Raw genomic sequence first — 25714 nt, 5'->3', positions numbered from 1 at the left:
TGAGCGAGCGCAGCGAGACGAAACGCCCTCAGCGCAGCGTCAGGCTCCGCACGGACTCGACGGGCACGGGCATCCGCAGCGGTCCCCGGCCCGGCGTGATCGTGCCGAGGATGCGCGGTTCGCGTGCTCCGGTGCCGCCGGCCGTGACGGCGGGGACCCCGTGCATCGTGCACCACCCGATCAGCGCGAAGAGGATGGCCTCCTTGCTGTCGACGGGGGCGCCCAGCTCGTCGGCGAGGACCACCTCGACGTCGGGGAGCGCATCGCGCAGCCCCTGCAGGATCAGCGGGTTGTGGCAGCCTCCACCCGAGACCGCGAGGAAGCGGATGCCGGCCGCGGCGACGTCCTGAGCGACCGTGCGCACCGTGAGCTCGGTGAGGGTGCGCACGAGGTCTGGTGCGGAGACCTCCCACCCCTCTCGCCGAGCCGCGTCGACGTGAGCACGCACGTAGTCGAGGTGGAAATGCTCCTTGCCCGTGCTCTTCGGGGCCGGGAGCGCGTAGTACGGGTCGGCGAGGAGTGCCTCGAGCAGCGCTTCGTCGACCGTGCCGGTGCGGGCGATCGCGGCGTCGGCGTCGTAGCCGCGCTCGTCGAGCCCCTCGGAGACGACGACGGCGTCGACGAGCGCGTTGGCCGGGCCGATGTCGTACGCGACGAGACCCTCCGGGCCCACCACGGTCATGTTCGCGATCCCCCCGAGGTTCAGAGCAGCCGAGATCCCGGCGCGACCGCGGAGGAGCAGTTCGTCGAGGAAGGAGACGAGCGGGGCGCCGTGGCCGCCTGCCGTGATGTCTCGGATGCGGACGTCGGAGACGACCGGGGCGCCCACACGCTCGGCGATCCACGCGGGCTGGCCGATCTGCAGCGTGCCGAGCGCGTGCCCGCCGTCGACCCAGTGGAAGACGGTCTGCCCGTGCGTGCACACGGCATCCACTCCTCCGACCGCCTCGGCCGCCCCGGCGGCGACCTCGGCGAACGCCTGGCCGACCAGGGTGTCGAGCTCGCACATCTCCGCGAACGTGGTCTGCGCGGGAGGCAGAGCGGCGACGAGACGGGCGCGCAGCGCGGGGTGATAAGGGACGCTGTCCTCGTGGAGGACCGTGCCGTGCAGCACGCCGTCGTTCTCGCGGAAGTCGACGACCGTGACGTCGATCCCGTCGTGCGAGGTGCCGGAGAGCAGTCCGAGTACGCGCATGTGCAGCCCTTCTGACGGCGGTGGATGTGCTGGTCCGAGCCTACGGGGATTTTGTTAGGGATGCAGACGGAACGGTGTGATCTCTCCTCCACAACCCGCCGTCGCCGGCGGCTCTTCACAGCGTCCGTGCTCTCCCGTCACGCCGCGCTCGATCACGACCGTCCCGCAGCTAGCATTCTGCGAACCTCACCCTCGCGACGACAGAATAGGAGCATGTTCGTGTCCGCAGAGATCGTCGCCGTCGTGCTCAGCGCGATCGGCATCGTGCTGACCCTCGGCACGAGCATGTTTCTCGGCTTCGCGTGGTGCGTGCGCCGGACAGATGCCGTCGAGGAGCGGGTGAGCACACGCATCGACAACCTCGCGCACGAGGTCACCGAACTCAAGATCGCGGTGGCGCGTCTCGAAGGACCGGTGCCGCACCTGCTCACGCGCCCGCGCTGACCTCGGCCGCCGCGGGTGTCCGCGAGGAGCGACCGACGGAACCGATTCAGCGCAGTACGAGCGCGGCGGCGCCGATCAGCGGCCCCTCGTCGCCCAGCCCCGAGCGCACCACTCGCGTGCGGCGGGAGTACTCGTGGGCGGCGCTCGTCGTGAGCGCGGCCTGCACGAGGTCGATGTAGTCGTCGGAGACCCGCGAGAATCCCCCGCCGATCGCCACCATGTCGAGGTCGACCAGGGTCGCGGCATCCGCGAGCGCCTCGCCGACGGCCGTCGCTGAGCGCACGATCGCGGCTCGCGCGATCTCGACGCCCGCGGCGGCATCCCGTGCGAGATCCTCGCCGGTCGCGCCCGTCCAGCCCTGCTGCTGCGCCCAGGCGGCACTCGCGGGACCCGAGGCGATCTCCTCGAGCGTGAGCCCTCCCTCGCGGCGCACCTGACCGAGGTGCCCGGCGTTGCCCGTCGCGCCCGGGATGTAGGCGCCGCCCACGACGAAACCGCCCCCGACGCCCGTCGACACGACGATCGACAGGGATGCTCCCGCGCCCTGCGTCGCGCCCCGCCAGGATTCGGCGAGAGCGAGGGCTCCGCCATCGTGGCCGAGCACGGTCGGCACCTCACGGCCGAGCGCGGCCGAGGCACTCGCGCGCACGGACTCCGCGAGACCGAAGCCGCGCGCGAGGGGCATGTTGACGGGCACGATGGCCCCGGCGGCGCGCTCGATGGGACCCGCGCTTCCCGCCCCGGCACCCACGAGCTCCGCATCCGTCGGCAGCGCGGACAGCGCGTGCGCGACGACCGCGGCGACACCGCGATCGAGCGACTCGAACGTCGCCTCGCGGCCGGTCGCCTGACGCGAGCGGCTGCCCTCGACGAGCACACCGTGCTCGCTCACGAGCGCGGCCTCCATCTTCGTGCCGCCGACGTCGACGGCGAGTGCGTACCTGGTCACTGCGGGTCGAGCCCGAGGTCGTCGAGGTCGAACGCGGCGCGCCACTCCAGGCCCTCGGCCTCGATCGCGGCCTGTGCTCCGGTCTTGCGGTCGACGATCACAGCGACCGCAACGATCTCGGCACCCTCCTTGCGGAGGGCTTCGACGGCCTTGAGCGCCGACTGGCCGGTGGTCGATGTGTCCTCGAGTACGACCACGCGCTTGCCCTTGACGTCCGCGCCCTCGATCTGGCGGCCACGGCCGTGGTCCTTGGGCTCCTTGCGCACGACGAAGGCGTCGAGCGGGCGATCGGTCGCGACCGAGGCATGCAGCACGGAGTTGGCGATCGGGTCGGCGCCGAGCGTGAGTCCGCCGACGGCGACGACGTCGAGGTCGGAGATCAGGTCGAGCATGATGCGGCCGATCGCGGGGGCGGCCCGGTGGTCGAGCGTGAGCTTGCGCATGTCGACGTAGTACGTCGCCTGCTTGCCGCTGGAGAGGGTGAAGTCCCCGTGGAACACGGCCTCGTCTGTGATGAGGTCGAGGAGTGTCTGGCGGTCTGCGTCGAGTGCGGTCACGGCTTCCAGTGTAGGAGGCGCGGGCGGCATCCCCCGCAGATGTCACGCGAAGTCCGGTGTCGGTACCCGCAACTAGGCTGGACCCATGCGCTTGGCCACCTGGAACGTCAACTCCATCCGCACCCGCGTCACCCGCACCGTCGAGTTCGCCGTCCGTGAGGACGTCGACGTGCTGGCGATGCAGGAGATCAAGTGCAAGCCCGAGCAGTTCCCGTACGGGCCGTTCGAGGAGGCCGGGTACCACGTCGAGGTGCACGGACTGAACCAGTGGAACGGCGTCGCGATCGCCAGCCGCCTCCCGATCACGGATGTGCAGACCTCCTTCGCCGGGATGCCGGGCTTCGCGAAGGGCCACGAGGGTCCGGATGCGCCGCTCGAGGCGCGGGCGCTGGGCGTGCTCATCGACGGCGTGCGCGTGTGGAGCCTGTACGTGCCGAACGGGCGGGCGCTGGGCGACCCGCACCTCGCCTACAAGCTGCACTGGCTCGAAGCCTTGAAGACCGCGACGGCGGCCGAGCTCGCGGCGAACCCCGAGCAGGCGCTCGCGCTGGTCGGCGACTTCAACATCATCCCGTTCGACAAGGACAACGGAGACCCCGACATCGTCGAGGGCGTCTCCACGCACGTCTCCCCCGAGGAGCGGCAGGCGTTCTTCGCGTTTGCCGACGCGGGACTCACCGATGTCGTGCGCCCGCTGATCCCCGAGGGCTTCACCTACTGGGACTACCAGCGCCTCAAGTTCCCGCGCAACGAGGGGGTGCGCATCGACTTCATCCTCGGCTCGAAGACGCTGGCGGATGCGGTCACCGCGGCTTCGATCCACCGCGACGAGCGCAAGGGCGAGCAGCCGAGCGACCACGTGCCGGTGCTCGTCGACCTCGACGACAGCCGTCTCGGCACGAGCGCCGCCGAGGACGACGACGACCTCCCGATGATCTTCTCCTGAGAGCCGGTCGTTGAGCGAGCGCAGCGAGACGAGACGATGACGTCCCCGGTCATTGAGCGACACTTCGACTCGCTCCGCTTCGCTCAGTGCAGGTCTCCGCGAGACGAAACGCCATGACTCTCCGCCTGATCGCGACCGACCTCGACGGCACGCTCCTCACCTCCGCGGTCGAGGTGAGCCCGCGAACGCGCGCGGCGCTCGACACGGCACGGGCTCGCGGCATCCACGTCGTCCCGGTCACCGCGCGGCAGCCGATCGGCCTGCGCGCGATCGCGAGCGGGGCCGGCTTCGACGGCTGGGCCCTGTGCAGCAACGGCGCGTTCGCGACGCACCTCTCCGACGGGCGGATGCTGTTCGCCGAGGAGCTCCCCGCCGACACGATTCGCACGCTGGCAGCGGCGCTGCGCGCGAGCATCCCCGACCTGCTGTTCGCAAGCGTGCGCGAGGGCGGCGAGGGTTTCGTCGCGCAGCACGGCTACGCGGAGATCGCCGACCTCACCGACCACAAGCGCGACCCGCGCACGATGGGCGGCGTCGACCTGGAGCACGTGCTCGCTGCACCCAGCCTCAAGCTCGTGATCCGGCATCCCGAGCTCGCGCCGACGGCCGTCTTCTACGCCCTGCGCGCTCTCGGGCTGACCGGGTTCGAGGCCACGCTCTCGGGCGCACCGTTCGTCGAGGTCATGGCCGAGGGCGTCACGAAGGCCACCGGGCTCGCGCGACTGTGCGAGCACCTCGACATCGACCGGGCAGACGTCGTCGCGTTCGGCGACGCCCTCAATGACGTCGAGATGCTGCACTGGGCCGGCCACGGCGTCGCGATGGCGAACGCCGAGGACCCGGTGAAGGACGCCGCCGACGAGACCACCGCGTCGAACGACGACGACGGGGTGGCGCGGGTGATCGAACGGATGCTGGGCGTCGACTGAGTCTTCAGTCCTCGAAGGTGTCGACCTCCGGCGTCCGGTCGGTGCGGCCGTAGCGGAGGAGCGTCACGCCCTCGGCATCCGTCACCGGCTTCTCGATCAGCTCGAGCACCGACGGCAGCGCGTCGTCGCGGAACACCTTCTTGCCCGCGCCGAGCAGGATCGGGTAGACCCAGAGGTTGAGCTGGTCGAACAGCCCCTCGGCGAGCAGGGTGTGCACGAAGTCGATGCTGCCGATCACGTGCACCTCACGATGACGTTCCCGCAGGTCGGCGATCTCGGCGGCGAGGTCCGCCCCCACGCGGGAGCTTCCCTGCCAGGCGAGAGGGAAATCGGGGTCGCGCGTCGCGACGTACTTCGGCACACGGTCGAACAGCTGCCCGATCTCACCCGAGGGTCCGTCGGTGTGCTGCGGCCAGTACGCGGCGAAGATGTCGTACGTGCGGCGGCCCAGCAGCAGCGCATCGAGGCCCTCCATGCCTTTCGCGATCTCGGGGCCGACGCCCGACGACGGGTATCCGGCCTGCCAGCCGCTGAAGGTGAAGCCGCCCGAGGTGTCCTCCCCCACGCCGCCCGGCCCCTGCGCGACGCCGTCGAGGGTGGTGAACAGGTCGATGAGAATGCGTCCGGTCATGATGAGCTCCTGTGCACGAGGGAACAGCGGGTACTACACGGAAAGGGGTGTGCCCAGAGGCGCGATGTGGAACGTGCGGGCGAATGACTCGAGGTGCGCGGCATCGCCGCGGACGACCGCGACCACGTCCTGCGCGATCGCCTCGGCGGGCGTGATCTCACCGCCGATGAGACGACGGATGCCGGGACCGGCGACGATCACGGCATCCGGCTCCTCTCTCACCGGCTCCCGCCCGCCGACGGGCGGGGCGGGCGGCGAGATCTGGATCACCGCGAGTTCGCCGCCGCGCACCGAGGCGTGCAGCGCGACCTCGCCCACATGCAGCTCGTACTCGACGTCGTCGGCGGCATCCGATCGGAAGGCCGTGCGCAGCGCCATCGTGAGCGAGTCGGCGGTGACGATGTCGCCCTCTTCGGGGTCGCCCATGGTCTGGAAGCCCCACCTTCCGAGAGCGAGGATCACCGGCTCGAGCGCCTGGCCGTAGGGGGTGAGCTCGTAGGCGAGGCCGCGGAGCAGCGGGATGCGGCGCACGACGCCGCCGTCCTGCAGCTCCTTCAGACGTGTGGACAGGATGTTCGTGGGGATGCGCGGCAGGCCCTGCTTGAGGTCGGTGTAGCGACGCGGCCCGACGAGCAGATCGCGGACGATGAGCAGCGCCCACCGCTCCCCGATCAGCTCGACGGCCGTCGTCACACCGCAGTACTGGCCGTAACTGCGCGCCGCCATCAGGAGCCGGCGCTCTGCTCCGCGACGTGCTCCGGGCCGTTCTCGATGGCCTCCGGGGTCATGTAGAGGAAGCCGAGGGAGTTGCCGTCGGGGTCGTCGATGTCGCGCGAGTACATGAACCCGTAGTCCTGCGCGGGCTTGGGCTCGGTGCCGCCGGCGGCGAGGGCCTTCTCGGTGATTGCATCGACGTCCTCGCGCGACTCACGACTGAACGTGACCGAGACCTGTGCGACCTGCGTGGGGTCGGCGATGGGCTTGTCCGTGAAGGTCTGGAAGAACTCGCGCTTCAGGACCATGAAGTAGATGGTGTCCGACCAGACCACGCACGCGGCGTTCTCGTCGGTGAAGTTCGGGTTGATCTCGCAGCCGAGGGCCGTGTAGAACGCCTTGGCGCGTTCGAGATCGGTGGTGGGCAGGTTGACGAAGACGCTGGTCACGATGACTCCCTTGTCGGTTTGTGGATGGATCGATACTTGCAAAAAGCAACCTCACTTGTCAATAGCAAGTTTCATGCGATTGTGAGGACACGCATCCGTCGCGAGGGGGATGCCGCGGCATCCCCCTCGCCGTACGGTGGGGGAATGCCCGTCGTGCCGTTCACCCGTACCCCGAGCATCCGCGACCGCCGCAGCGACCTCGTGCTCGCCGCCATCATGTTCGTCGGCGCGATCCTCAGCGCCGCACTGTCGACGATCTCCGAGATCTACGGCGACACGCGGGCCGAGCCGTGGACCGCGATCGTGTACGCCGCCGTCATCACGGCGCCCCTCGCGTTCCGCCGTCGCTTCCCGGCCCCGGTGGCCGTGGTCGTGTGTCTCGCCTACTTCGCGGCGGTCTCGTTGCAGGTGCCGGAGATCTACGTCGGCAACATCGCGATGTTCGTGTCGCTGTACACGGTGGGCGCATGGATGAACAATCGACGGGCCGCGACGATCGTCCGGATCGCGATCATCGTCGGCATGTTCGTGTGGCTGCTCATCTCGATGTACCGCACGGCGCTCGAGCAGGCGGACGAGGCCGACATCGCCGCCGGTCTGCTCTCGCCCTACGTCGCGTTCATGCTGCTGCAGATCCTGCTGAACGCCCTGTACTTCGGCGGGGCGTACTACTTCGGCGACCGCTCCTGGAACGCGGCGCAGGCCCGCGAGGTCCTCGAGCACCGCACGGCCGAGCTCGAGCGCGAGCGCGAGGTCACCGCCGCGCAGGCCGTCGCGCTCGACCGGGTGCGCATCGCCCGCGAACTGCACGACGTGGTCGCACACCACGTCTCGGTCATGGGCGTGCAGGCCGGGGCCGCACGGCTCGTGATCGACCAGGACCCGGAGAAGGCACGCGGCATCCTCGCGGGGATCGAGGGGTCGGCGCGCGACGCGATCCACGAGCTCCGCCAGCTGCTCGAGACCCTGCGGGCCCCCGGTGGGGACACGTCGGAGGCATCGTCGACGGTCTCGCTCGACGACATCGCCGACCTCGTCGCCGCCTCGGTCGAGGCAGGGCTCCCCACCGACTACGCCGTGATCGGCGACCCCGTGCCCGTCCCCTCGGTCGTCGCCGTGAACCTCTACCGCATCGCGCAGGAGTCGCTCACGAACGCCCGCCGTCACGCCGGGGTCGGCGCCACAGCCGACGTGCGCGTGCGCTACGACGACGCGGCCGTCGAGGTCGAGGTCGTCAACACCGGCCGCACGGTCGCCGCTCTCCGCCCCGGACTCGGCCAGCTCGGCATGCGCGAGCGCGCCGCAGCCTCGGGAGGGACGCTCGACATCGCACCACGTGCCAGCGGCGGGCTCCGGGTGCGGGCGCGGGTACCGCTACCCGCTGCCCCCGTCACGATGGGAGACCCGGCATGACCGAGAACACGATCAGGGTCCTGCTCGTCGACGACCACGCGATGCTGCGGGCCGGGTTCCGGACCATCCTCGACACGCAACCCGACATCGAGGTCGTCGGCGAGGCGGCCACCGGCGCAGAGGCCGTGACCGCGGCATCCGCTCTGCATCCCGACGTCATCACGATGGACGTGCAGATGCCCGACATGGACGGCATCGAAGCCACACGCCTGCTCGTCGCCGACCCCGCGATCACAGCGCAGATCGCGATCATCACCACGTTCGACCGCGACGACTACCTCTACCGGGCGCTGGATGCCGGAGCCAGCGGATTCCTGCTCAAGAACGCCGGCGCCGACGACCTCATCGCCGCCGTGCGGGCGCTCGCGGCGGGCGACGGGATGCTGGCTCCCGAGGTCACGCGGCGCGTGCTGTCCCGGTTCTCGGCCGGCCCCGCGCCGGCACCCGCACGCGCCGCATCCGTCACCCCGCCCGCGCTGCTCGAACCGCACTCGCTGCTCGAACCGCTCACCGACCGCGAGGCCGAAGTGCTGACCCTGCTCGCCGACGCGCGCAGCAACGGCGAGATCGCGGCCGCGCTGTTCATCGGCGAGGCCACCGTGAAGACCCATGTCTCCCGCATCCTGCAGAAGCTCGGCGCCCGCGACCGCGTGCAGGCCGTCGTGCTCGCGCACCGGATGGGCCTCGCCTGACGACGGATCGACCACGGCCTCCCGCTACTCTCGGAGGGTGCCCGCTCCCCCGTCCCGCCCCGCATCCGCTCGCGCGGTCCTCGCCGGGGTCGTCACGGCGCTGGTCGGGTTCACGAGCTCGTTCGCGGTCGTGCTCACCGGGCTGCACGCGGTCGGCGCCTCCTCGGCTCAGGCGGCCAGCGGGCTCCTCGCGCTGAGCCTCACGATGGGCCTCGCCTGCATCGTGCTCGCCTGGCGGTACCGGATGCCGATCACCTCGGCGTGGTCCACGCCCGGCGCCGCCCTGCTCGCGGCGACCGGCACGGTCGAGGGCGGGTGGCCCGCCGCGGTCGGAGCGTTCCTCGTCGCGGCGGCGCTGATCCTGCTGACGGCGCTGTGGCCCGCGCTCGGGGCGCTGATCGCCCGCATCCCGCCGTCGATCGCGCAGGCGATGCTCGCGGGCGTGCTGCTGCCCCTGTGCCTGGCGCCCATCACCGGCCTGGTCGCGAACCCCTGGGGCGTGATCCCCGTGGTCGTCACCTGGCTGGTGTGCGCGCGCCTCGCGCCGAGGTGGGCCGTTCCGCTCGCGTTCGCCGCCGCGGCCGTGGTCGTCGGGGTGTCGCTCGCGCACCAGGGCGCGTCCGTCGACCCCGGCCTGCTCGTCCCCCGCGTCGAGCTCACCGCGCCGGTCTTCACGCTCGGCGCGCTGGTCGGCATCGCCCTGCCGCTGTTCATCGTGACGATGGCGTCGCAGAACGTGCCGGGAGTCGCGATCATGCGCAGCTTCGGCTACGAGGTGCCCTGGCGTCCGGCCATGCTCGTGACGGGACTCGGCACGGCGCTCGGCGCCCCCGCGGGCGGTCATGCGATCAATCTCGCGGCGATCAGCGCGGCCCTCGCCGCCTCGCCCGAGGTCGATCCCGATCCGCGTCGCCGATGGGTCGCCGGCGTCTCGACGGGAGTGTCGTACCTGGTGCTCGGCGGGTTCTCGGCCGCGTTCGCCGCACTCGTGCTTCTCGCGCCGGAGGCCGTGATCCCCGCCGTCGCGGGTCTGGCGCTGTTCGGCGCATTCGGCTCGTCGGTGCAGCAGGCGATCGACGACCCGGGCGAGCGCCTCCCCGCGGTCGTGACGTTCCTCGTCGCCGCCTCGGGCATCGCGGTGCTCGGCGTGAGCGCGGCGTTCTGGGCGCTCGTCGCGGGACTCCTCGTGCGCACGGTGCTGCACCTCGGGAAGCGGCGGGAGGCCGGATCATGACGGCAGGACACTTCGACGCCCGCGCCCTCCTCGACCCGGTGGACCCGGCCGAGGTCGACGCCTTCACCCGGGCGCATCGCGCCGCGCACCCGACACCCGCATCGCACATCGCCGCCTGGGTCGTGGCGATCGTCGCGCTGGCGCTCGTCGTGCCGATGATCGGGGTGTTCATCCTCGGCCTCGGTTACGCGATCGGACGCGGCACGGGTGTGGCCGTTACGGGCGTGATCGGCCTGGTGCTGCTCACCGGGCTCGTCGTCGGAGTCGTGGCGCTCGTGCGCCGGAGCATGCGCCAGCGGGCCCTCGCCCGGTTCCGGCTCTCCCGCTTCGCCGCCGCGAACGCGATGACGTACCTCGACCGGATCGACGCACCGCCGCTGCCCGGCATGATCTTCCAGGCGGGGTCTGGGCGCATGTCGACGGATGTGCTGCGGGGCACGGAGCCGCGCTTCGTGGAATTCGGCAACTACCAGTACACGACGAGCAACGGCAAGAGCTCGCAGACGCACCGGTGGGGCTACGTCGCCGTCAAGCTCGACGTGCCGCTGCCGAACATCGTGCTCGACGCGCTCGGCAACAACGGCCTGGGCGGCAGCATCGCGACGGGCTTCCGCCGCGACCAGCGCCTGTCGCTCGAGGGCGACTTCGACCGGTACTTCTCGCTGTTCTGCCCCGAGGGCTACGAGGTCGACGCGCTCTACCTGTTCACGCCTGACGTCATGGCCCGCTTCATCGACCACGCCGCGGAGCTCGACGTCGAGATCGTCGACGACTGGCTGTTCCTGTACACGCGGCGCGAAGCGTCGACCCTCGACCCCGCGACGTGGGCGTGGCTGTTCGGCGCGGTCGGCGCCCTGCTGGTGAAGCTCGACCAGTGGGCGCGGTGGCGCGACGAGAGGCTGCGGCTCGCGGCCGGTCCACCGGTTGCTGCAACGGGGCACACGCCGGCGCAGCCGCAGCATCCGTCCGTCCCACCGGTTACCGGCGTGCCCGCGCTGCCCTTCGCCGCCCCTTCCGGCCTGCTCACCCCGCCGCCGATCGGCGTCGCCCCGCCCGGCCGGCGGCTCCGGCGACGGAGTCCCTGGGTCATCCTCGGCATCGTGTTCGGCGCGCTGCTGCTCGTCGGACTCGCCCCGTTCGCGCTCGGGATCTTCGGCTTCCTGTTCCTGCGCTGAGCCCCGAACGCGTGATCTCCCGGCATCCGCCGCGCGACGGATGCCGAACAGGAACCGCGCCGCTGATCCGCCGCACGGGGGATGCCGTCGCCGCCGGCCCGGTCATAGCGTGAAGGCATGACAGGAAACCTCGTACTGGCAGGCATCACCAAGAGCTACGGCTCACGGCGCGTGCTCGACGACGTCTCGTTCGAGGTCGCCCCCGGGCGCCTCACGGGCTTCGTCGGGGGCAACGGCGCCGGCAAGACCACGACCATGCGGATCGTGCTCGGACTCCTCGGTGCCGACTCCGGCACGGTCGAGCTCGACGGCCGTACGCTCACGGGCGCCGACCGCAGCCACTTCGGGTACATGCCGGAGGAGCGCGGCCTCTACCCCAAGATGAAGGTGCTCGAGCAGACCGTGTACCTCGCGCGCCTGCACGGCTTCTCCAAGACGGATGCCGCCACGAGAGCCACCGCGCTGCTCACCGAGCTCGGCCTCGAGGAACGCCTGAACGACACGATCGAGTCGCTCTCGCTCGGCAACCAGCAGCGCGCACAGATCGCCGCGGCGCTCGTGCACGACCCCGACGTCCTGATCCTCGACGAGCCCTTCTCGGGCCTCGATCCGCTCGCGGTCGACGTGGTCGCCTCGGTGCTGCAGTCCTCCGCGGCGAAGGGCGCCTCCATCCTCTTCTCGTCCCATCAGCTGGACGTCGTCGAGCGCCTGTGCGACGACCTCGTGATCCTCGCCGGCGGGCAGATCCGCGCCGCCGGCTCCCGCGACGCCCTGCGTGCCGAGCACTCGGGAAGCCGGTACGAGCTTGTCTCGGCGGGCGACGCCGGCTGGCTGCGCACCGAGCCCGGCGTGACGGTCGTCGACTTCGAGGGCGGGTACGCACTGTTCGACGCCGACAGCGCCGAGACCGCGCAGCGCGTGCTGCGCGCGGCCGTCGAGCGCGGCGATGTCGCGAGCTTCGCGCCCCAGCATCCGTCCCTCGCCCAGATCTTCAAGGAGGTCATCCAGTGAGCACCCCCGTCCGCACCGGCGCCGGCTCCGGCACGAGCGCCCCCAGCCAGGCATCCATGATCTGGCTCGTCGCCGAAAGGGAGATCGGGTCGAAGCTGCGCAGCAAGGCGTTCCTGATCTCCACCGGCATCCTGCTGCTGATCGCGCTCGCGGGCATCCTCATCGGCGGTTTCGCGAGCAAGAACGCGGCCGCCGAGACGACTCCCGTCGCCGCGACCTCCGCGACCGTCTCCGCCGTGTCGGCGCTGCCGAACGTCGAGGTGACCGAGGTCGCCGACACCGCGGCCGCCGAAGAGCTGCTGCGGTCCGAGAAGGTCGACGCCGCGGTCGTCCCCGGCGAGGGCGCGACCGGCCTGACCGTGATCGCCCTGAAGGATGCTCCGAGCGGGCTCGTCTCGGCGCTGTCGCAGACCCCGACGGTGGAGATCCTCGAGCCGGCGACGACGAACCCGCTGCTGCGGTACTTCATCGCGATCGGCTTCGGCCTCGTGTTCATGATGGCGGCGGCGACCTTCGGCGGCACGATCGCGCAGAGCGTCGTCGAGGAGAAGCAGACCCGCGTGGTGGAGATCCTGCTGTCGACGATCTCGGCGCGCACACTGCTCGCGGGCAAGGTGATCGGCAACACGGTCCTCGCGATGGGGCAGATCCTCGCGCTCGCGGCGATCGCGACGATAGGACTCACCGCGACGGGTCAGAGCGAGGTGCTGGCCACGCTCGGCGCGCCGATCATCTGGTTCGCGGTGTTCTTCCTGTTCGGGTTCATCCTGCTCGCGTCGATGTTCGCCGCGGCCGCGTCGATGGTGTCGCGTCAGGAGGACATCGGCTCGACCACGACGCCCATCACGATGCTCATCATGGCGCCGTACATCCTCGTGATCGTCTTCAACGACAACCCGCTGGTGCTGACGATCATGTCGTACGTGCCGTTCTCGGCTCCGGTGGGCATGCCGATGCGTCTGTTCGTGGGCGAGGCGCAGTGGTGGGAGCCGCTGCTCAGCCTGGTGATCCTGCTGGCGGGCTGCGTCGCGGCGATCGTGATCGGCGCCAAGATCTACGAGAACTCGCTGCTGCGCATGGGCAGCCGGGTCAAGCTCGTGGAGGCGCTGCGCGGCTGAGTGCTCGCTCCTGCCTCCCGGCCGCCAGCCCGTCCCGAGCCTCCAGCCCGTCTGTTTGTGCCGAATGACGCGAATCCCCAGCGGATTTCTGCCATTCGGCACAAACAGACGGGCTTTTTAGAGGAGGCCTTCGGAGAGGGTCGTGGGGTTGCCGAAGCGGTGGTTCGTGATCGACACGGCCTGCTCGTGCAGGAACGGCAGCATCTCGACGCGTCCGGCCCCCGTCACCGCATGCGACCACACCGCGACGTCGGGCGTGCCGCCGAGGGCCTCGAACAGCGCCGCGGGGTCGCCACCGACGAGCCGCACGCGACGCCAGCTGTGTGCGGCCTTCGCCGCCGCCTTCGCGAAGCCCTTGACCCAGGCCGCGTCCTTCTCGTGCGAGACGGTCACGCCCGCCGCGCGCAGCGCCTTCTCGACGCGGGAGGGCAGCGCAGGGGCCGACACGGTGAACGGCGAGCCGCTGCGCAGGGCGGCGGCGATCACGCGGATGCCGTCGGCGAGCGCCGCGTCCTCCGCGATGCGCACGTCGACCTCGACCGGACGGTACCGGAAGACGTTGCGCTCGACGCCGAGGCCGGACTTGTCGGAGGTCACGCCGAACTCGGAGGTCCAGGCGCGCTCGTCGGCTGCGGCGGCGCGGTGCAGCCACTCGATCTCGAGCGCGTCGAGGTCGGCAGCGGCGGCGGCCAGCACGGCGTCGACGGCCGGCAGCGTGGCGGCGTCGGATGCGGCGGCAGGCAGCTCACCCCGCGTCCACTCCCCCAGCCCGAACAGGTAGTTCGGCCCGCCGGCCTTGGCTCCCGCTCCGACCGCCGAGCGCTTCCAGCCGCCGAACGGCTGACGCTGCACGATCGCGCCGGTGATGCCGCGGTTGACGTAGAGGTTGCCTGCCTCGACCTCGTCGAGCCAGGTCGCCACCTCCTCGGAGTCGAGGGAGTGGATGCCGGCGGTGAGGCCGTAGTCCACGGCGTTCTGCAGGCGGATGGCCTCGTCGAGGTCCTTCGCGCGCATGATGCCGAGCACGGGGCCGAAGAACTCGGTGAGGTGCGTGGTCGATCCGGGGGCGACGCCGATCTTGACGCCGGGCGTCCACTGGCGGCCTTCGGTGTCGAGCTTCTTCGGCTCGACGAGCCAGCGCTCGCCCTTCTCCAGGGTCGTGAGTGCGGTGAGCAGCTTGCCGTTCGCGGGCTCGATGATCGGGCCCATCTGCGTCGCGGGGTCCTCGGGCAGGCCCACGCGCATCGAGGTGACGGCGTCGACGAGCTGGCGCTCGAAGCGCTCGGAGTCGGCGACCGAGCCGACGAGGATCGCCAGTGACGCCGCCGAGCACTTCTGCCCCGCGTGGCCGAACGCGCTGCGGGCGACGTCGGCGGCCGCGAGATCGAGGTCTGCCGAGGGCGTGACGATGATCGCATTCTTGCCGCTGGTCTCGGCGAGCAGCGGCAGGTCGGAGCGGAACGAGCGGAACAGCTGCGCCGTCTCGTAGGCGCCCGTGAGGATGACCCGGTCGACGGCCTCGCTCGCGACGAGCTGCGTGCCGAGCTCGCGGTTCGCGAGGTCGACGAGCGCGAGCAGGTCGCGGGGCACACCCGCCGCCCACAGCGCCTCGACCATGACCGCACCGCAGCGCTGAGTGAGCTTGGCGGGCTTGATGATGACGCCCGAGCCCGAGGCGAGACCCGCGAGCACTCCGCCGGCGGGGATCGCGACGGGGAAGTTCCACGGCGGGGTCACGACCGTGACGGTCGACGGCACGAACTCCGCGCCCGTGACGTTCTCGAGGTCGAGCGCGCGCTCGGCGTAGTAGTGCGCGAAGTCGATCGCCTCGCTGACCTCGGGGTCGGCCTCGGCGATCGTCTTGCCGGCCTCGTGGGCCATGATCTCGATGAGCTGGGCACGGCGGGCGGCGAGCTCGTCGCCCGCGCGGTGCAGGATCTCGGCGCGCTCGGATGCCGGACGCGCGGCCCATGCGGCGGCGGCGGCCGTCACGTCGGCGAAGACGCCGTCGAGCTCGTCGGCGGTCTCGACCTTGGCGCGGGCGATCGCGTCGAGGCCGAGCGTGGAGTCCACGGAGCGCTGCAGGATCTCGCGACCCCAGGCGCGGTTCGCGCCGATCGCCGGGTCGGAGTCGGGATGGTTGTGGAAGCCGGCCGTACCCTCGAACACCTCGGTCGTGCGGTCCTGCACGCGGTGCGGCGCGGGGACGGCGGGGTCGGCGGCGAGCGCCGCGAGCGAGCGCTCGAACCGCTCCCGCTCGCGGGTGAGCAGCGTGGGGTTCGAGGCGAGCTCGAACACGGCCGACATGAAGTTCTCGGGGCTCGCGTTCTCCTCGAGTCGGCGCACGAGGTACGCGATCGCGACGTCGAACTCGGCGGGGTTCACGACGGGCGTGTACAGCAGCAGGCGTCCGACGTCCTTGCGCACGGCCTCGGCCTGGCCGGTCGCCATGCCGAGCAGCATCTCGTACTCGACGGCGTCGGTCACGCCGCGCTGCGAGGCGAGCAGCCACGTGTAGGCGATGTCGAAGAGGTTGTGACCCGCGACGCCGATGCGCACGGCATCCAGCCGCTCGGGGGTCATGGCCCAGTCCAGCACACGCTTGTAGTTCGTGTCGGAGTCCTGCTTGGTGCCGTAGGTCGCGAGCGGCCACCCGTGGACCTTCGCGTCGACCTCCTCCATCGCGAGGTTCGCTCCCTTGACGACGCGCACCTTGATCGGGGCACCGCCCTTCGCGCGGCGGGCGGCCGCCCATTCCTGCAGTCGCTGCATCGCGGCGAGCGCGTCGGGCAGGTAGGCCTGCAGCACGATGCCCGCCTCGAGATCCTCGAGACCCGGCTGGTCGAGGATGCTGGTGAACGCCGCGATCGTGAGATCGAGGTCGCGGTACTCCTCCATGTCGAGGTTGATGAACTTGGCCTTGCCCTTCGACTCCGCAGCGGCGGCGAGGCGGTAGAGCGGGGTGAGCTTCTCGACGACGTCGGCGACGGCCTCGTCGAACGACCACATCGACAGCTGGCTCACGACGCTCGACACCTTGATCGACACGTAGTCGACGTCGTCGCGGGCGAGGAAGTCGCGCGTGCCCTGCAGCCGACGGCCGGCCTCGCGCTCGCCCAGCACGGCCTCGCCGAGCAGGTTGAGGTTCAGGCGGTTGCCGGTCTTGCGCAGCTTCGCGATCGCGGGGCCGAGCTTCGAGGGGGTCGCGTCGAGCACGAGGTGGCCGACCATGGCGCGGAGCACCCGGCGCGAGATCGGCACGACGACGCCGGGCAGTTTGGGCGCCCAGAAGCCGCCGGCCTTGATCGCCAGGCGCAGGTAGCCGGGCAGCAGCGTGGGGGTGATGTCGGCGAGGCCCGCGAGGGTGCGGCCGGCGACGCCGAGGTCTTCGGGGCGCATGACGCCGTCGACGAAGCCGACCGTGAAGGCGAGGCCGTTCGGGTCCTTGAGCACTTCGGAGAGACGCTGAGCGGCGGGCTCGACGGGGTGGGTCTCGCTCTCGGCGAGCCACTTCTCGACGAGCGCGGCGACGTCCTCGGTGCGCGGGTGGGAGCCCGGGGTGGTGGTGGGGGTGGCGGCGTCGGCGGCGACAGTCATCGGGGTACCTTCCGGAGAGCGCACAACCGGGACCGTGTGCGACTCGATCATTCTCAGACGCCGCAGTAGGCTACGTCTATCAACCGATTCGGAGCATTTCCGTTCGGTTTTCCTGAACTGTTCGAGGGTGGTGGAGAGAGCGGATGCTGGACGTCAACCGCTTGCGGATGCTGGTCGAGTTCTCGCGACTCGGCACCCTCTCCGCCGTCGCCGACGCCCTGTCGTACAGCAAGGCGTCGGTGTCGCAGCAGCTCAGCGCCCTGGAGCGCGAGGTCGGCGTGCCCCTGCTGCGCCGAGTGGGCCGGGGCGTGCAGCTCACGCCGCAGGGCACGGTGCTCGTGACCGAGGCCATCGGCATCCTCGACCGTCTCGAGCAGGCCGAGGTCGCCGTCGCCGAGTCCCTCACCGAGGTGACAGGCACCGTGCACCTCGCGGTCTTCCAGTCCACCGCCCATTCGCTGCTGCCCGGCGCCCTGGCGGCGCTTCGCGCCGAGCATCCGTCGCTCCGCGTCGAGGTCACCGAGAGCGACCCCGAGACCGGGCTCGTCGGGGTGTCGAGCCGCGACTTCGACCTGATCCTCGCGGAGCAGTACCCCGGACGCACGCGGCCGATTCACGCCGACCTCGATCGGGTGGCACTCGCCCACGACGCGATCGCCCTGGCCCGGCATCCGGGCGCTCCCGCCGCCGACGACCCCGTCGCTGCCCTCTGGGCCACCCGCGACGAGCCCTGGGTGCTGGAACCAGCCGGCACGGCCTCGCGCGCGTGGGCCGAGCAGCTGTGCCGCACGGCGGGCTTCGAACCCGACGTACGGTTCGAGGTCGCCGACCTCACGGCGCACGTGCGACTGATCCGCGCCGGACTCGCGGTGGGGCTGCTGCCCGAACTGGTGTGGGCGGGCGAGACGCCGACCGTCGACCTCACCCCGCTCCCCGAGGAGCCGCGGCGCGAGATCTTCTCCTCCGCGCGGCGGGTCTCGGCGGCCGCCCCGTCGATCCGCGCCGTGCGGCGGGCGCTCGCGTCGACGGCATCCCGCAACCTCCTCGACTGACCACAGCCGGGGTCTCGATGACGTCACAGAACGTCACGGGAATATGCACACACATGGATCCGTTGAGACCCTCGTACCCGGACGAAGGAGTCCGATCGACTCCTTTCTGAAAGGCATCACTGTGAGCACTCCCGTCATCGACCGCACCGCCCCCACCGAGCACCCCGTCCTGGACGTTCTCGCCGGACGCTGGAGCCCCCGCGCCTACGACGCGGACACGACAATCGACGACGCCAAGCTGAACGCCGCCCTCGAGGCCGCGCGCTGGTCGCCCTCCGCCTACAACCTGCAGCCCTGGCGTTTCATCGTCGCGCGTCGCGGCACCGCACTGTTCGACCAGGTCACGAGCGCGCTCGTCGAGTTCAACCAGCTCTGGGCCAGCAAGGCCTCGGCCCTCGTCGTCGCGATCGCCGAGACCGAGTCCGAGGACGGCAAGGCCATCAGCCACGCGATCTACGACCTCGGCCAGGCCGTCGCGCACTTCTCGGTGCAGGCTCACCACGAGGGCCTGCTCGTGCACCAGATGAGCGGCTTCGACCCTGAGGTCGTCCGCGAGTTCGCCGACCTGCCCGCACGCTTCAGCGCCGTCACCGTGATCGCCGTGGGCGAGCTCGGCGACGCCTCCGGCCTCCCCGAGGGCCTGCAGCAGGGCGAGACCGCTCCGCGCGTGCGCCGCCCGATCGACGAGACGGTCATCCTCAGCGCCTGACCGCACGTCCGCGCCTCACGCCGCCGACGCCCCTGCTGATCGTCGACGCCCCTCCTGGTTCACGTGAACCAGGAGGGGCGTCGGCGGCAGACAGGGGCGTCGGCGAATCGGTACGGGCGCCCCGCGCCTCAGTGCCCGGCGCTCTCGGCGCGCACCTCGTTGCCGTGCCGGTCGACGACCTTCCCGTCGACGATCGAGTCGCCGTCCTCGAAGGCCTCGAGGTACACGACGGGGATGCTGCGCGTCGGCGCCGCCGCGAACACCGACGCGTCCTTCCCGGGCCTCCGACCCAGGTGGTTGAAGAGCAGGTTGAGCAGGATCGCCGTGACGGCGGCCGAGCTGATACCCGAGTGGAAGATGGTCGTGAACCAGTCGGGCATCCCGTCGTAGATCGTGGGCGCCGCGATGGGCAGCATCCCGATCCCGATGGCCGACGCCACGATGACGAGGTTCATGTTGCCCCGGTAGTCGACCTTGGCCAGGGTGCGGATGCCGCTCGCCGCGACGCTGCCGAACAGCACGATGCCCGCTCCGCCGAGCACCGGCGCCGGCACGGCCGCGACCACGCGCCCGAGCACGGGCAGCAGGCCGAGCAGGACGAGCACCACGCCGCCCGCGGTCACCACGAACCGGCTCTTCACGCCGGTGATCGCGACGAGCCCGACGTTCTGCGCGAAGGCCGACTGCGTGAACGAGCCGAACACGGGTGAGACGGCGCTCGACAGCATGTCCGCCCGCAGGCCCGCGGCGATGCGCTTCGAGTCGACCTTCGTGCCGACGATCTCGCCGACCGCGAGAATGTCGGCCGTCGTCTCGGTGAGCGTGACGAGGATCACGATGAACATCGAGATGATCGCGGCGACCTCGAAGGTCGGCATCCCGAACGCGAACGGACTCGGCAGCGCGAAGATCGGCCCCTCACCCACGGCTCTGAAGTCGACCCGGCCGAGCACCGCCGCGACGATCGTGCCGACCACGATCGCGAGCAGGATCGACAGGCGGGAGATCGCGCCGACGGGCACCTTGCTCAGTGCCACGACCACGACGAACGTGATCAGCGCGAGCAGCAGGTTCGACGGGTCGCCGTAGTCGGATGCCGTGCTGTCGCCGCCCATCGCCCAGTTGGCCGCGACGGGGAGCAGCGTGAGACCGATCGTCGTGATCACGGTTCCGGTGACCACCGGTGGGAAGAAGCGGATGACCGTCGCGAAGACCGGCGCGATCGCCAGTCCGATCACCGAGGCGACGATCACCGAGCCGAAGACCGCGGGCAGCCCGCCGCCGCTCGTGACGATCGCGCCCATGGTCGCGACGCCCGCGAAGGAGACGCCCTGCACGAGCGGCAGCTGCGAGCCGAAGAACGGGATGCCGACGGTCTGCAGGATCGTCGCGAGGCCACCCATGAACAGGCAGGCGGTGATCAGCACGCCGATCTCCGCCCCGTTCAGGCCGGCCATCGAGCCGATGATGAGCGGCGGGGCGATGATCCCGCCGTACATGGTCAGCACGTGCTGGATGCCGTAGGCGACCGTCACTCCGAGCGGCAGCCGCTCGTCTTCGGGGCGTACGGCGGTGGTGCGTTTCTTCATCTCGACCTCTTCGTCGTGGGTGGTGTCGTGCGGGGTGGGGGTGCTGGTCGTGGTCGGTCGTGCGGGTGCGGGTCAGCCGTGTCCGGCGAGCAGGCCGCGGGCGGCCTCGCTGTGATGGGCGATCAGGCGATCGACGTCGAGCCCGACGATCTGCCCGTCGAGCACGCGCCAGGAGCCCGCGACCATGACCCGGTCGGCGCGTTCGGCGCCGCACAGGAGCAGCGCGGCCACCGGATCGTGGCTGCCCGAGAAGCGCAGCCCGTCGAGTGTGAACATCGCGAGGTCGGCCTGCCGCCCCACCTCGAGCACGCCGATGTCGTCGCGACCGAGGGCGCGCGCCGATCCGGCGGTCGCCCAGTCCAGCGCCCGCTCCGGAGTCACCGCGGCGGCGCCGTAGCGCAGACGCTGCAGGTAGAGCGCCTGGCGCACCTCCTGGATCATGTTCGATCCGTCGTTCGAGGCCGAGCCGTCGACGCCGAGGCCGACGGGCGCGCCGGCCTGCTCGAGTTCGAGCGTGCGGGCGATCCCGGAGGCGAGCCGCATGTTCGACGTCGCGCAGTGCGACACCGCCGTCCCTGCGGCGCCGAGGCGCGTGATCTCCGCATCGTCGAAGTGGATGCCGTGCGCCAGCCAGGTGCGGTCCGACAGCCAGCCGACGCTCTCGAGATAGTCGACTGTGCGGAGGCCGAAGGTCTCGCGGCAGAAGTCCTCCTCGTCGAGCGTCTCGGCGAGGTGGGTGTGCAGGCGCACGTCGAGGTTCTCGGCCAGGGCGGCGGTGTCGCGCATGAGCCCCGTGGTGACGGAGAACGGCGAGCAGGGCGCGAGGCCGATCTGCACCTGCGCGCCGTCGCCGCGCTCGTGATACGCCCCGATGAGCCGCTCGCTGTCGGCGAGGATCACGTCGGCGTCCTGCACCGTGCTCTGCGGGGGCAGGCCGCCGTCGTCCTCGCCGAGCGACATCGACCCTCGGGTGAGCGTCGCCCGCATCCCGAGCCGGCGCACGACGTCGACCTGCACGTCGATCGCATCGTCGAGCCCCTGGGGGAACAGGTAGTGGTGGTCGGCGGCGGTCGTGCAGCCCGAGAGCAGCAGCTCGGCGAGCGCCACGGTCGTCGCGAGCTCGAGATCGCGCGGGGTGAGACCGGCCCAGACGCCGTACAGCCCCTTGAGCCAAGGGAAGAGCTCCGCGCTCACGACGGGCGTCCAGGCGCGGGTGAGCGTCTGGTAGAAGTGGTGATGCGTGTTGATCAGGCCGGGGATGACGACGTGCCGCGACGCGTCGACGGTCTCCTCGACGGGCTGTGCAGGGGTCGCTCCGCGGGGCACGATCTCCGCGATGCGGCCGTCGGCGATCACGATGCCGCCGCCGGCGTCGGCGTCGGTTCCGGTGTGGATGCCGAGGGGATTCTTCACCCAGAGGCGGGCAGTCGAGGACATGGCGTGGCTCCATCGGTACGAACGGAGCCGCGGGCCGGCCCCGAAGGGGCCAGCTCAGTGTTGTCCTGTCTGCTGATCCAGGATCCCCGTCGCCGGGGTGCCATCAGGTTTACCAGCATCCCGGTCAGATCGTCAAGGTGGGATTCCGAATGCCGGGTGATTCTTTCCGTATCTCAGAATGCGTCGGGAGCGCTGACGTCCGTCGTCAGCGACGACGCCCCTCCTGAGCGCCGACGCCCCTCCTGATTCACGCGTATCAGGAGGGGCGTCGGCAGCCAGCAGGGGCGTCGGCGTCAGTCGTCGAGGAGCTCGGCCTCGACCACGTCGTCGCCCTCGTCGTCAGGACGCTCGGGGTCCGGACTCGTCGCGGTCAGCACGAGCGCCGTGCCGTCGGCCGCGACGTCGACGCGCACGGTGTCGCCGTCATGCACGCCGCCCGAGAGCAGCGCGGTCGCGAGCTTGTTCTGCACCTCGGTCTGGATGAGACGCCGCAGCGGGCGGGCGCCGAACACCGGGTCGTATCCGCGCTCGGCGAGCCACGACCGCGCATCCGGGGTGACCGCGAGAGACAGCCGACGATCGCGCAGCCGCTCGTGCAGCTGGTCGACCGAGAGCTCGACGATCTGCGCGAGGTCGTCCTCGCTGAGCGCCTGGAACATCACGATGTCGTCGAGACGGTTGAGGAACTCCGGTCGGAACGCCTGCCGCACGAGCGCCATGACCTGCTCGCGCTTCTCGTCGGGCGCGAGCGTCGGATCGATGAGGATCGGCGACCCGAGGTTCGAGGTGAGGATGAGGATGACGTTCGAGAAGTCGACCGTCCGCCCCTGCCCGTCGGTCAGCCGACCGTCGTCGAGCACCTGCAGCAGCACGTCGAAGACCTCGGGGTGCGCCTTCTCGACCTCGTCGAGCAGCACGACGCTGTACGGACGGCGCCGCACGGCCTCGGTCAGCTGGCCGCCCTGCTCATAGCCGACGTACCCGGGAGGGGCGCCGACGAGCCGCGAGACCGAGTGCTTCTCGCCGTACTCCGACATGTCGATGCGCACCATGGCGCGCTCGTCGTCGAACAGGAAGTCCGCGAGCGCCTTCGCGAGCTCGGTCTTGCCGACACCGGTCGGGCCGAGGAACAGGAACGATCCGGTCGGGCGGCCGGGGTCGCTGATGCCCGCGCGGGAGCGGCGCACGGCATCCGACACGGCCTTCACGGCATCCTTCTGCCCGATCAGACGTCGCCCGAGCTCGGACTCCAGGTGCAGCAGGCGCTCGCTCTCGCCCTGCAGCAGACGTCCGACGGGGATGCCGGTCCACGCGGCGATCACGGCGGCGATGTCCTCGTCGGTGACCTGCTCGTTGACCATGCGGGGCTCGTCGGATGCTGCGGCCTCGGCCTGCTCTGCCTCGGCGATGTCGCGCTCGAGGCGCTTGATCGTCTCGTACTCGAGCTTCGAGGCGCGCGTGTAGTCGGCCTCGCGCATCGCGAGGTCGCGCTGCGTGACGGCGTCGTCGAGCTGCTTCTTGAGCTCGCCCACGCGGTTGAGGCCCTGCCGCTCGCGCGCCCACCGCGCTTCGAGCTCGGCGAGTTGCGCCTCGAGGCCGACGAGCTGCTCGCGCAGCGCGCCGAGACGCTCCTTCGAGGCGGCGTCCTTCTCGCGCTTGAGCGCGAGCTCCTCGAGCTTCATGCGGTCGACCTGGCGCTTGAGCTGGTCGATCTCGACGGGTGAGGAGTCGATCTCCATCTTGAGACGCGACATCGACTCGTCGATCAGGTCGATCGCCTTGTCGGGAAGCTGCCGCGCCGGCAGGTAGCGGTTGGAGAGCGCGGCCGCGGCGACGAGCGCACTGTCGGAGATCGTGACCCCGTGGTGCGCCTCGTAGCGGCCCTTGAGCCCGCGAAGGATCGCGATCGTGTCCTCGACGGTCGGCTCGCCCACGTACACCTGCTGGAAGCGACGCTCGAGTGCGGCATCCTTCTCGATGAACTCGCGGTACTCGTTGAGCGTGGTGGCGCCGATCAGGCGCAGCTCCCCGCGGGCGAGCATGGGCTTGAGCATGTTCGACGCCGCGACGGACCCCTCGCCGCCACCCGCGCCCATGAGCACGTGCAACTCGTCGATGAAGGTGATGATGCGACCGTCGGACTCGGTGATCTCCTTGAGCACGCTCTTGAGGCGCTCCTCGAACTGCCCGCGGTACATGGCACCGGCGACGAGCGCGGAGATGTCGAGCGACACGAGCTCCTTGTCCTTGAGGGACTCGGCGACGTCACCCGCGACGATGCGCTGTGCGAGGCCTTCGACGACGGCGGTCTTGCCGACGCCGGGCTCGCCGATCAGCACGGGGTTGTTCTTGGTGCGTCGGGTGAGCACCTGGCTCACGCGTCGGATCTCGCTGTCGCGGCCGATCACGGGGTCGAGCTTGCCCTGGCGGGCGCGGTCGGTGAGGTTGATCCCGAACTGCTCGAGGGCGGACTGCTGGTCGTCGTTCTGCGCGGTGCTCTGTGGGCCTGGCATCTGTTCCTCCTGAGGAGACTCCTTGTCGTCGATGGCCACTCGCCAGAAAGTTGAGTGGAGATGACTCAAGTTTAGCGCACGGCGGCGACGGCGTCCAGGATCGCCTGCGCGACCTCGCGCTTACTGCCCGCGGCGGAGGCCACGACCGCGCCGCCCTCCCCCACGACCTCGACCGCATTCTCGGCCGACTCGAAGCCGCGCTCGGCATCCACGAGGTTCACGGCGAGCAGGTCGACGCCCTTGCGCTCGCGTTTGCGACGCGCACGCTCCAGGCGCTCGGCGGGGTCCGGCAGCGTCTCGGCGGCGAAGGCGACGATGGTCTGCCCCGCGGGTGCCGAGCCGGCACTCCGGGCGGCGGCGAGCGCGGCGACCACATCCCCGTTCTCGACGAGGTCGATGCGCGTGAGCGGACCGGCTTCCTTCGTGAGCTTCTGCGCGGCGACCTCCGCCGGGCGGTAGTCGGCCACGGCAGCCGCCATGACGATCACGTCGGCCTCGACCGCGACGCGCTTCATGACGTCGGCGAGCTCCGCCGCCGTCCCGACCGGCTCCACCACGAGGGACGGATGCCGCGTCTCGGCGAGCACGTCGGCCGAGACGTGTGCGGCGACGAGGGTCACGGCGGCACCGCGGGCGGCGGCCTCCGAGGCGAGCGCGGCCCCCTGCCGACCGCTCGACCGGTTGCCGAGGAAGCGCACGGGGTCGATCGGCTCGCGCGTGCCGCCCGCCGACACCACGACCCGGAGTCCCGCGAGGTCCTGAGGGGCGAGAAGGGCGTGCGCGGCCTCGGCGATCTGCTCGGGCTCGACCATGCGTCCGGGGCCGCTGTCGCCGCCGGCGAGCTCGCCGTCGGCGGGTCCGATCAGGTGGATGCCGCGCGCGACGAGAGTCGCGATGTTCGCCTGGGTCGCGGCGTTGCGCCACATCTCGGCGTGCATGGCCGGTGCGAGCAGCACGGGCGCCTCGGTCGCGAGCAGTGTCGTGCCGAGCAGGTCGTCGGCGATGCCGGCCGTGATCTTCGCGATCGTGTTCGCGGTCGCCGGGGCCACGATCACGAGGTCGGCGTTCTGCCCGAGGGCGACGTGCCGCACGCGCGCGACGTCGTCGTGCACGCTGGTCGTCACCGGGTGCCGGCTCAGCGCCTCCCACGTGGGCGTGCCGACGAAGCGCAGCGCGTCCTCGGTCGGAACGACGGTCACCTCGTGTCCGCTCTTCGTGAGCAGCCGCACCAGGTGCACTGTCTTGTACGCGGCTATTCCACCCGTGACTCCGACGACGATGTTCACGGTTCGATTCTGCCCCAGCATCCGATCGCGCGGGTCGCGGTCCTCGCACGGATCGCGTCCAAACATTCGCATCG

Annotated in this window: 22 protein-coding genes; 11 read left to right on the top strand and 11 right to left on the bottom strand. The window is 70.8% G+C overall.

Annotated elements, in window-relative coordinates:
- Positions 1–28 precede the first annotated feature (28 nt).
- Entirely contained in the window at positions 29–1195 is a 1167-nt protein-coding gene (locus AKH00_RS07710) for an anhydro-N-acetylmuramic acid kinase (protein WP_050722165.1), read from the bottom strand.
- 213 nt (positions 1196–1408) lie between these two features.
- On the opposite strand from AKH00_RS07710, the gene AKH00_RS07705 reads away from it, so the two are divergent.
- Positions 1409–1639, top strand: coding sequence for a hypothetical protein (locus tag AKH00_RS07705; protein ID WP_235556722.1), 231 nt, complete (start codon positions 1409–1411; stop codon positions 1637–1639).
- A gap of 46 nt (positions 1640–1685) precedes the next feature.
- Here AKH00_RS07705 and AKH00_RS07700 read toward each other — a convergent pair whose 3' ends face one another.
- Complete coding sequence (locus tag AKH00_RS07700; RefSeq protein WP_050722164.1) at positions 1686–2588, bottom strand: ROK family protein; 903 nt, start codon at positions 2586–2588, stop codon at positions 1686–1688.
- Positions 2585–3175 carry an orotate phosphoribosyltransferase gene (gene pyrE / locus AKH00_RS07695; RefSeq protein ID WP_050722163.1) on the bottom strand — a complete coding sequence of 197 codons (591 nt, stop codon included), beginning with the start codon at positions 3173–3175 and terminating at the stop codon, positions 2585–2587. The genes AKH00_RS07700 and pyrE overlap by 4 nt, the downstream gene beginning before the upstream one ends.
- A 55-nt stretch (positions 3176–3230) precedes the next feature.
- On the opposite strand from pyrE, the gene AKH00_RS07690 reads away from it, so the two are divergent.
- Both AKH00_RS07690 and AKH00_RS07685 read left to right on the top strand, forming a co-directional pair.
- Positions 3231–4091, top strand: a complete 861-nt coding sequence (locus AKH00_RS07690) for an exodeoxyribonuclease III (RefSeq protein WP_050722162.1) — start codon at positions 3231–3233, stop codon at positions 4089–4091.
- 113 nt (positions 4092–4204) lie between these two features.
- On the top strand, positions 4205–5020 hold the full coding sequence (locus AKH00_RS07685) for a Cof-type HAD-IIB family hydrolase (protein ID WP_050722161.1): 816 nt from the start codon (positions 4205–4207) through the stop codon (positions 5018–5020).
- A gap of 4 nt (positions 5021–5024) precedes the next feature.
- On the opposite strand, the gene AKH00_RS07680 is transcribed toward AKH00_RS07685, so the two are convergent.
- The 3 genes from AKH00_RS07680 to AKH00_RS07670 are packed head-to-tail and all read right to left on the bottom strand — an operon-like array spanning position 5025 to position 6814.
- Positions 5025–5651 carry a dihydrofolate reductase family protein gene (locus AKH00_RS07680; RefSeq protein WP_050722160.1) on the bottom strand — a complete coding sequence of 209 codons (627 nt, stop codon included), beginning with the start codon at positions 5649–5651 and terminating at the stop codon, positions 5025–5027.
- 33 nt (positions 5652–5684) lie between these two features.
- On the bottom strand, positions 5685–6377 hold the full coding sequence (locus tag AKH00_RS07675; RefSeq protein ID WP_050722159.1) for a winged helix-turn-helix transcriptional regulator: 693 nt from the start codon (positions 6375–6377) through the stop codon (positions 5685–5687).
- A complete protein-coding gene (locus tag AKH00_RS07670) occupies positions 6377–6814 on the bottom strand; it encodes a VOC family protein (RefSeq protein WP_050722158.1) in 438 nt (145 codons plus the stop codon). Before AKH00_RS07670 ends, AKH00_RS07675 begins: the two co-directional genes overlap by 1 nt.
- Positions 6815–6895: 81 nt before the next feature.
- Here AKH00_RS07670 and AKH00_RS07665 point away from each other — a divergent pair, with 81 nt between their 5' ends.
- The 6 genes from AKH00_RS07665 (at position 6896) to AKH00_RS07640 (ending at position 13457) form a co-directional block, all read left to right on the top strand.
- The gene (locus AKH00_RS07665; protein WP_327037265.1) at positions 6896–8227 is read left to right on the top strand and encodes a sensor histidine kinase; all 1332 of its coding nucleotides are present in this window, start codon (positions 6896–6898) and stop codon (positions 8225–8227) included.
- Complete coding sequence (locus AKH00_RS07660) at positions 8224–8919, top strand: response regulator (protein WP_050722156.1); 696 nt, start codon at positions 8224–8226, stop codon at positions 8917–8919. The genes AKH00_RS07665 and AKH00_RS07660 overlap by 4 nt, the downstream gene beginning before the upstream one ends.
- Before the next feature lie 37 nt (positions 8920–8956).
- On the top strand, positions 8957–10153 hold the full coding sequence (locus AKH00_RS07655) for a benzoate/H(+) symporter BenE family transporter (protein WP_050722155.1): 1197 nt from the start codon (positions 8957–8959) through the stop codon (positions 10151–10153).
- Positions 10150–11328, top strand: a complete 1179-nt coding sequence (locus tag AKH00_RS07650; RefSeq protein ID WP_050722154.1) for a hypothetical protein — start codon at positions 10150–10152, stop codon at positions 11326–11328. Before AKH00_RS07655 ends, AKH00_RS07650 begins: the two co-directional genes overlap by 4 nt.
- 117 nt (positions 11329–11445) lie before the next feature.
- Complete coding sequence (locus AKH00_RS07645) at positions 11446–12339, top strand: ABC transporter ATP-binding protein (RefSeq protein ID WP_050722153.1); 894 nt, start codon at positions 11446–11448, stop codon at positions 12337–12339.
- 56 nt (positions 12340–12395) lie between these two features.
- Positions 12396–13457 carry an ABC transporter permease gene (locus tag AKH00_RS07640; RefSeq protein WP_050722881.1) on the top strand — a complete coding sequence of 354 codons (1062 nt, stop codon included), beginning with the start codon at positions 12396–12398 and terminating at the stop codon, positions 13455–13457.
- Positions 13458–13574: 117 nt separating this feature from the next.
- On the opposite strand, the gene AKH00_RS07635 is transcribed toward AKH00_RS07640, so the two are convergent.
- Positions 13575–17054 carry a proline dehydrogenase family protein gene (locus tag AKH00_RS07635; RefSeq protein WP_050722152.1) on the bottom strand — a complete coding sequence of 1160 codons (3480 nt, stop codon included), beginning with the start codon at positions 17052–17054 and terminating at the stop codon, positions 13575–13577.
- Between the two features lie 143 nt (positions 17055–17197).
- On the opposite strand from AKH00_RS07635, the gene AKH00_RS07630 reads away from it, so the two are divergent.
- Complete coding sequence (locus AKH00_RS07630) at positions 17198–18106, top strand: LysR family transcriptional regulator (RefSeq protein WP_050722151.1); 909 nt, start codon at positions 17198–17200, stop codon at positions 18104–18106.
- A gap of 121 nt (positions 18107–18227) precedes the next feature.
- Complete coding sequence (locus AKH00_RS07625) at positions 18228–18815, top strand: nitroreductase family protein (protein WP_050722150.1); 588 nt, start codon at positions 18228–18230, stop codon at positions 18813–18815.
- 128 nt (positions 18816–18943) lie between these two features.
- Here the strand turns inward: AKH00_RS07625 and AKH00_RS07620 are convergent, their stop codons facing one another.
- The 4 genes from AKH00_RS07620 to coaBC all read right to left on the bottom strand — a co-directional run bounded on the left by AKH00_RS07620 (position 18944) and on the right by coaBC (position 25640).
- Complete coding sequence (locus AKH00_RS07620; RefSeq protein WP_050722149.1) at positions 18944–20404, bottom strand: nucleobase:cation symporter-2 family protein; 1461 nt, start codon at positions 20402–20404, stop codon at positions 18944–18946.
- Positions 20405–20476: 72 nt separating this feature from the next.
- Positions 20477–21841, bottom strand: a complete 1365-nt coding sequence (locus AKH00_RS07615) for an 8-oxoguanine deaminase (protein WP_050722148.1) — start codon at positions 21839–21841, stop codon at positions 20477–20479.
- 293 nt (positions 21842–22134) lie between these two features.
- Positions 22135–24354 (bottom strand): ATP-dependent Clp protease ATP-binding subunit, encoded by a 2220-nt coding sequence (locus AKH00_RS07610; RefSeq protein WP_082297567.1) that lies wholly within the window; start codon positions 24352–24354, stop codon positions 22135–22137.
- Between the two features lie 71 nt (positions 24355–24425).
- A complete protein-coding gene (coaBC, locus tag AKH00_RS07605; protein ID WP_050722880.1) occupies positions 24426–25640 on the bottom strand; it encodes a bifunctional phosphopantothenoylcysteine decarboxylase/phosphopantothenate--cysteine ligase CoaBC in 1215 nt (404 codons plus the stop codon).
- Positions 25641–25714 lie beyond the last annotated feature (74 nt).

The organism is Microbacterium sp. GCS4, assembly GCF_001262495.1.
Classification (GTDB): Bacteria; Actinomycetota; Actinomycetes; order Actinomycetales; family Microbacteriaceae; genus Microbacterium.
The sequence above is the reverse complement of the archived record's forward strand: the minus strand, read 5'-3'. Positions and strand labels throughout refer to the sequence as shown.

What these genes read in the sequence shown, in the direction of transcription:
- AKH00_RS07640 (WP_050722881.1), top strand. Translation starts at nt 12,396, where the DNA reads ATGATCTGGCTCGTCGCCGAAAGGGAGATCGGGTCGAAGCTGCGCAGC.
- AKH00_RS07685 (WP_050722161.1), top strand. Translation starts at nt 4,205, where the DNA reads ATGACTCTCCGCCTGATCGCGACCGACCTCGACGGCACGCTCCTCACC.
- AKH00_RS07710 (WP_050722165.1), bottom strand. Translation starts at nt 1,195, where the DNA reads ATGCGCGTACTCGGACTGCTCTCCGGCACCTCGCACGACGGGATCGAC.
- AKH00_RS07645 (WP_050722153.1), top strand. Translation starts at nt 11,446, where the DNA reads ATGACAGGAAACCTCGTACTGGCAGGCATCACCAAGAGCTACGGCTCA.
- AKH00_RS07680 (WP_050722160.1), bottom strand. Translation starts at nt 5,651, where the DNA reads ATGACCGGACGCATTCTCATCGACCTGTTCACCACCCTCGACGGCGTC.
- AKH00_RS07690 (WP_050722162.1), top strand. Translation starts at nt 3,231, where the DNA reads ATGCGCTTGGCCACCTGGAACGTCAACTCCATCCGCACCCGCGTCACC.
- AKH00_RS07705 (WP_235556722.1), top strand. Translation starts at nt 1,409, where the DNA reads ATGTTCGTGTCCGCAGAGATCGTCGCCGTCGTGCTCAGCGCGATCGGC.
- AKH00_RS07610 (WP_082297567.1), bottom strand. Translation starts at nt 24,354, where the DNA reads ATGCCAGGCCCACAGAGCACCGCGCAGAACGACGACCAGCAGTCCGCC.
- AKH00_RS07635 (WP_050722152.1), bottom strand. Translation starts at nt 17,054, where the DNA reads ATGACTGTCGCCGCCGACGCCGCCACCCCCACCACCACCCCGGGCTCC.
- AKH00_RS07620 (WP_050722149.1), bottom strand. Translation starts at nt 20,404, where the DNA reads ATGAAGAAACGCACCACCGCCGTACGCCCCGAAGACGAGCGGCTGCCG.
- AKH00_RS07650 (WP_050722154.1), top strand. Translation starts at nt 10,150, where the DNA reads ATGACGGCAGGACACTTCGACGCCCGCGCCCTCCTCGACCCGGTGGAC.
- AKH00_RS07660 (WP_050722156.1), top strand. Translation starts at nt 8,224, where the DNA reads ATGACCGAGAACACGATCAGGGTCCTGCTCGTCGACGACCACGCGATG.
- pyrE (WP_050722163.1), bottom strand. Translation starts at nt 3,175, where the DNA reads ATGCCGCCCGCGCCTCCTACACTGGAAGCCGTGACCGCACTCGACGCA.
- AKH00_RS07615 (WP_050722148.1), bottom strand. Translation starts at nt 21,841, where the DNA reads ATGTCCTCGACTGCCCGCCTCTGGGTGAAGAATCCCCTCGGCATCCAC.
- AKH00_RS07675 (WP_050722159.1), bottom strand. Translation starts at nt 6,377, where the DNA reads ATGGCGGCGCGCAGTTACGGCCAGTACTGCGGTGTGACGACGGCCGTC.
- AKH00_RS07630 (WP_050722151.1), top strand. Translation starts at nt 17,198, where the DNA reads ATGCTGGACGTCAACCGCTTGCGGATGCTGGTCGAGTTCTCGCGACTC.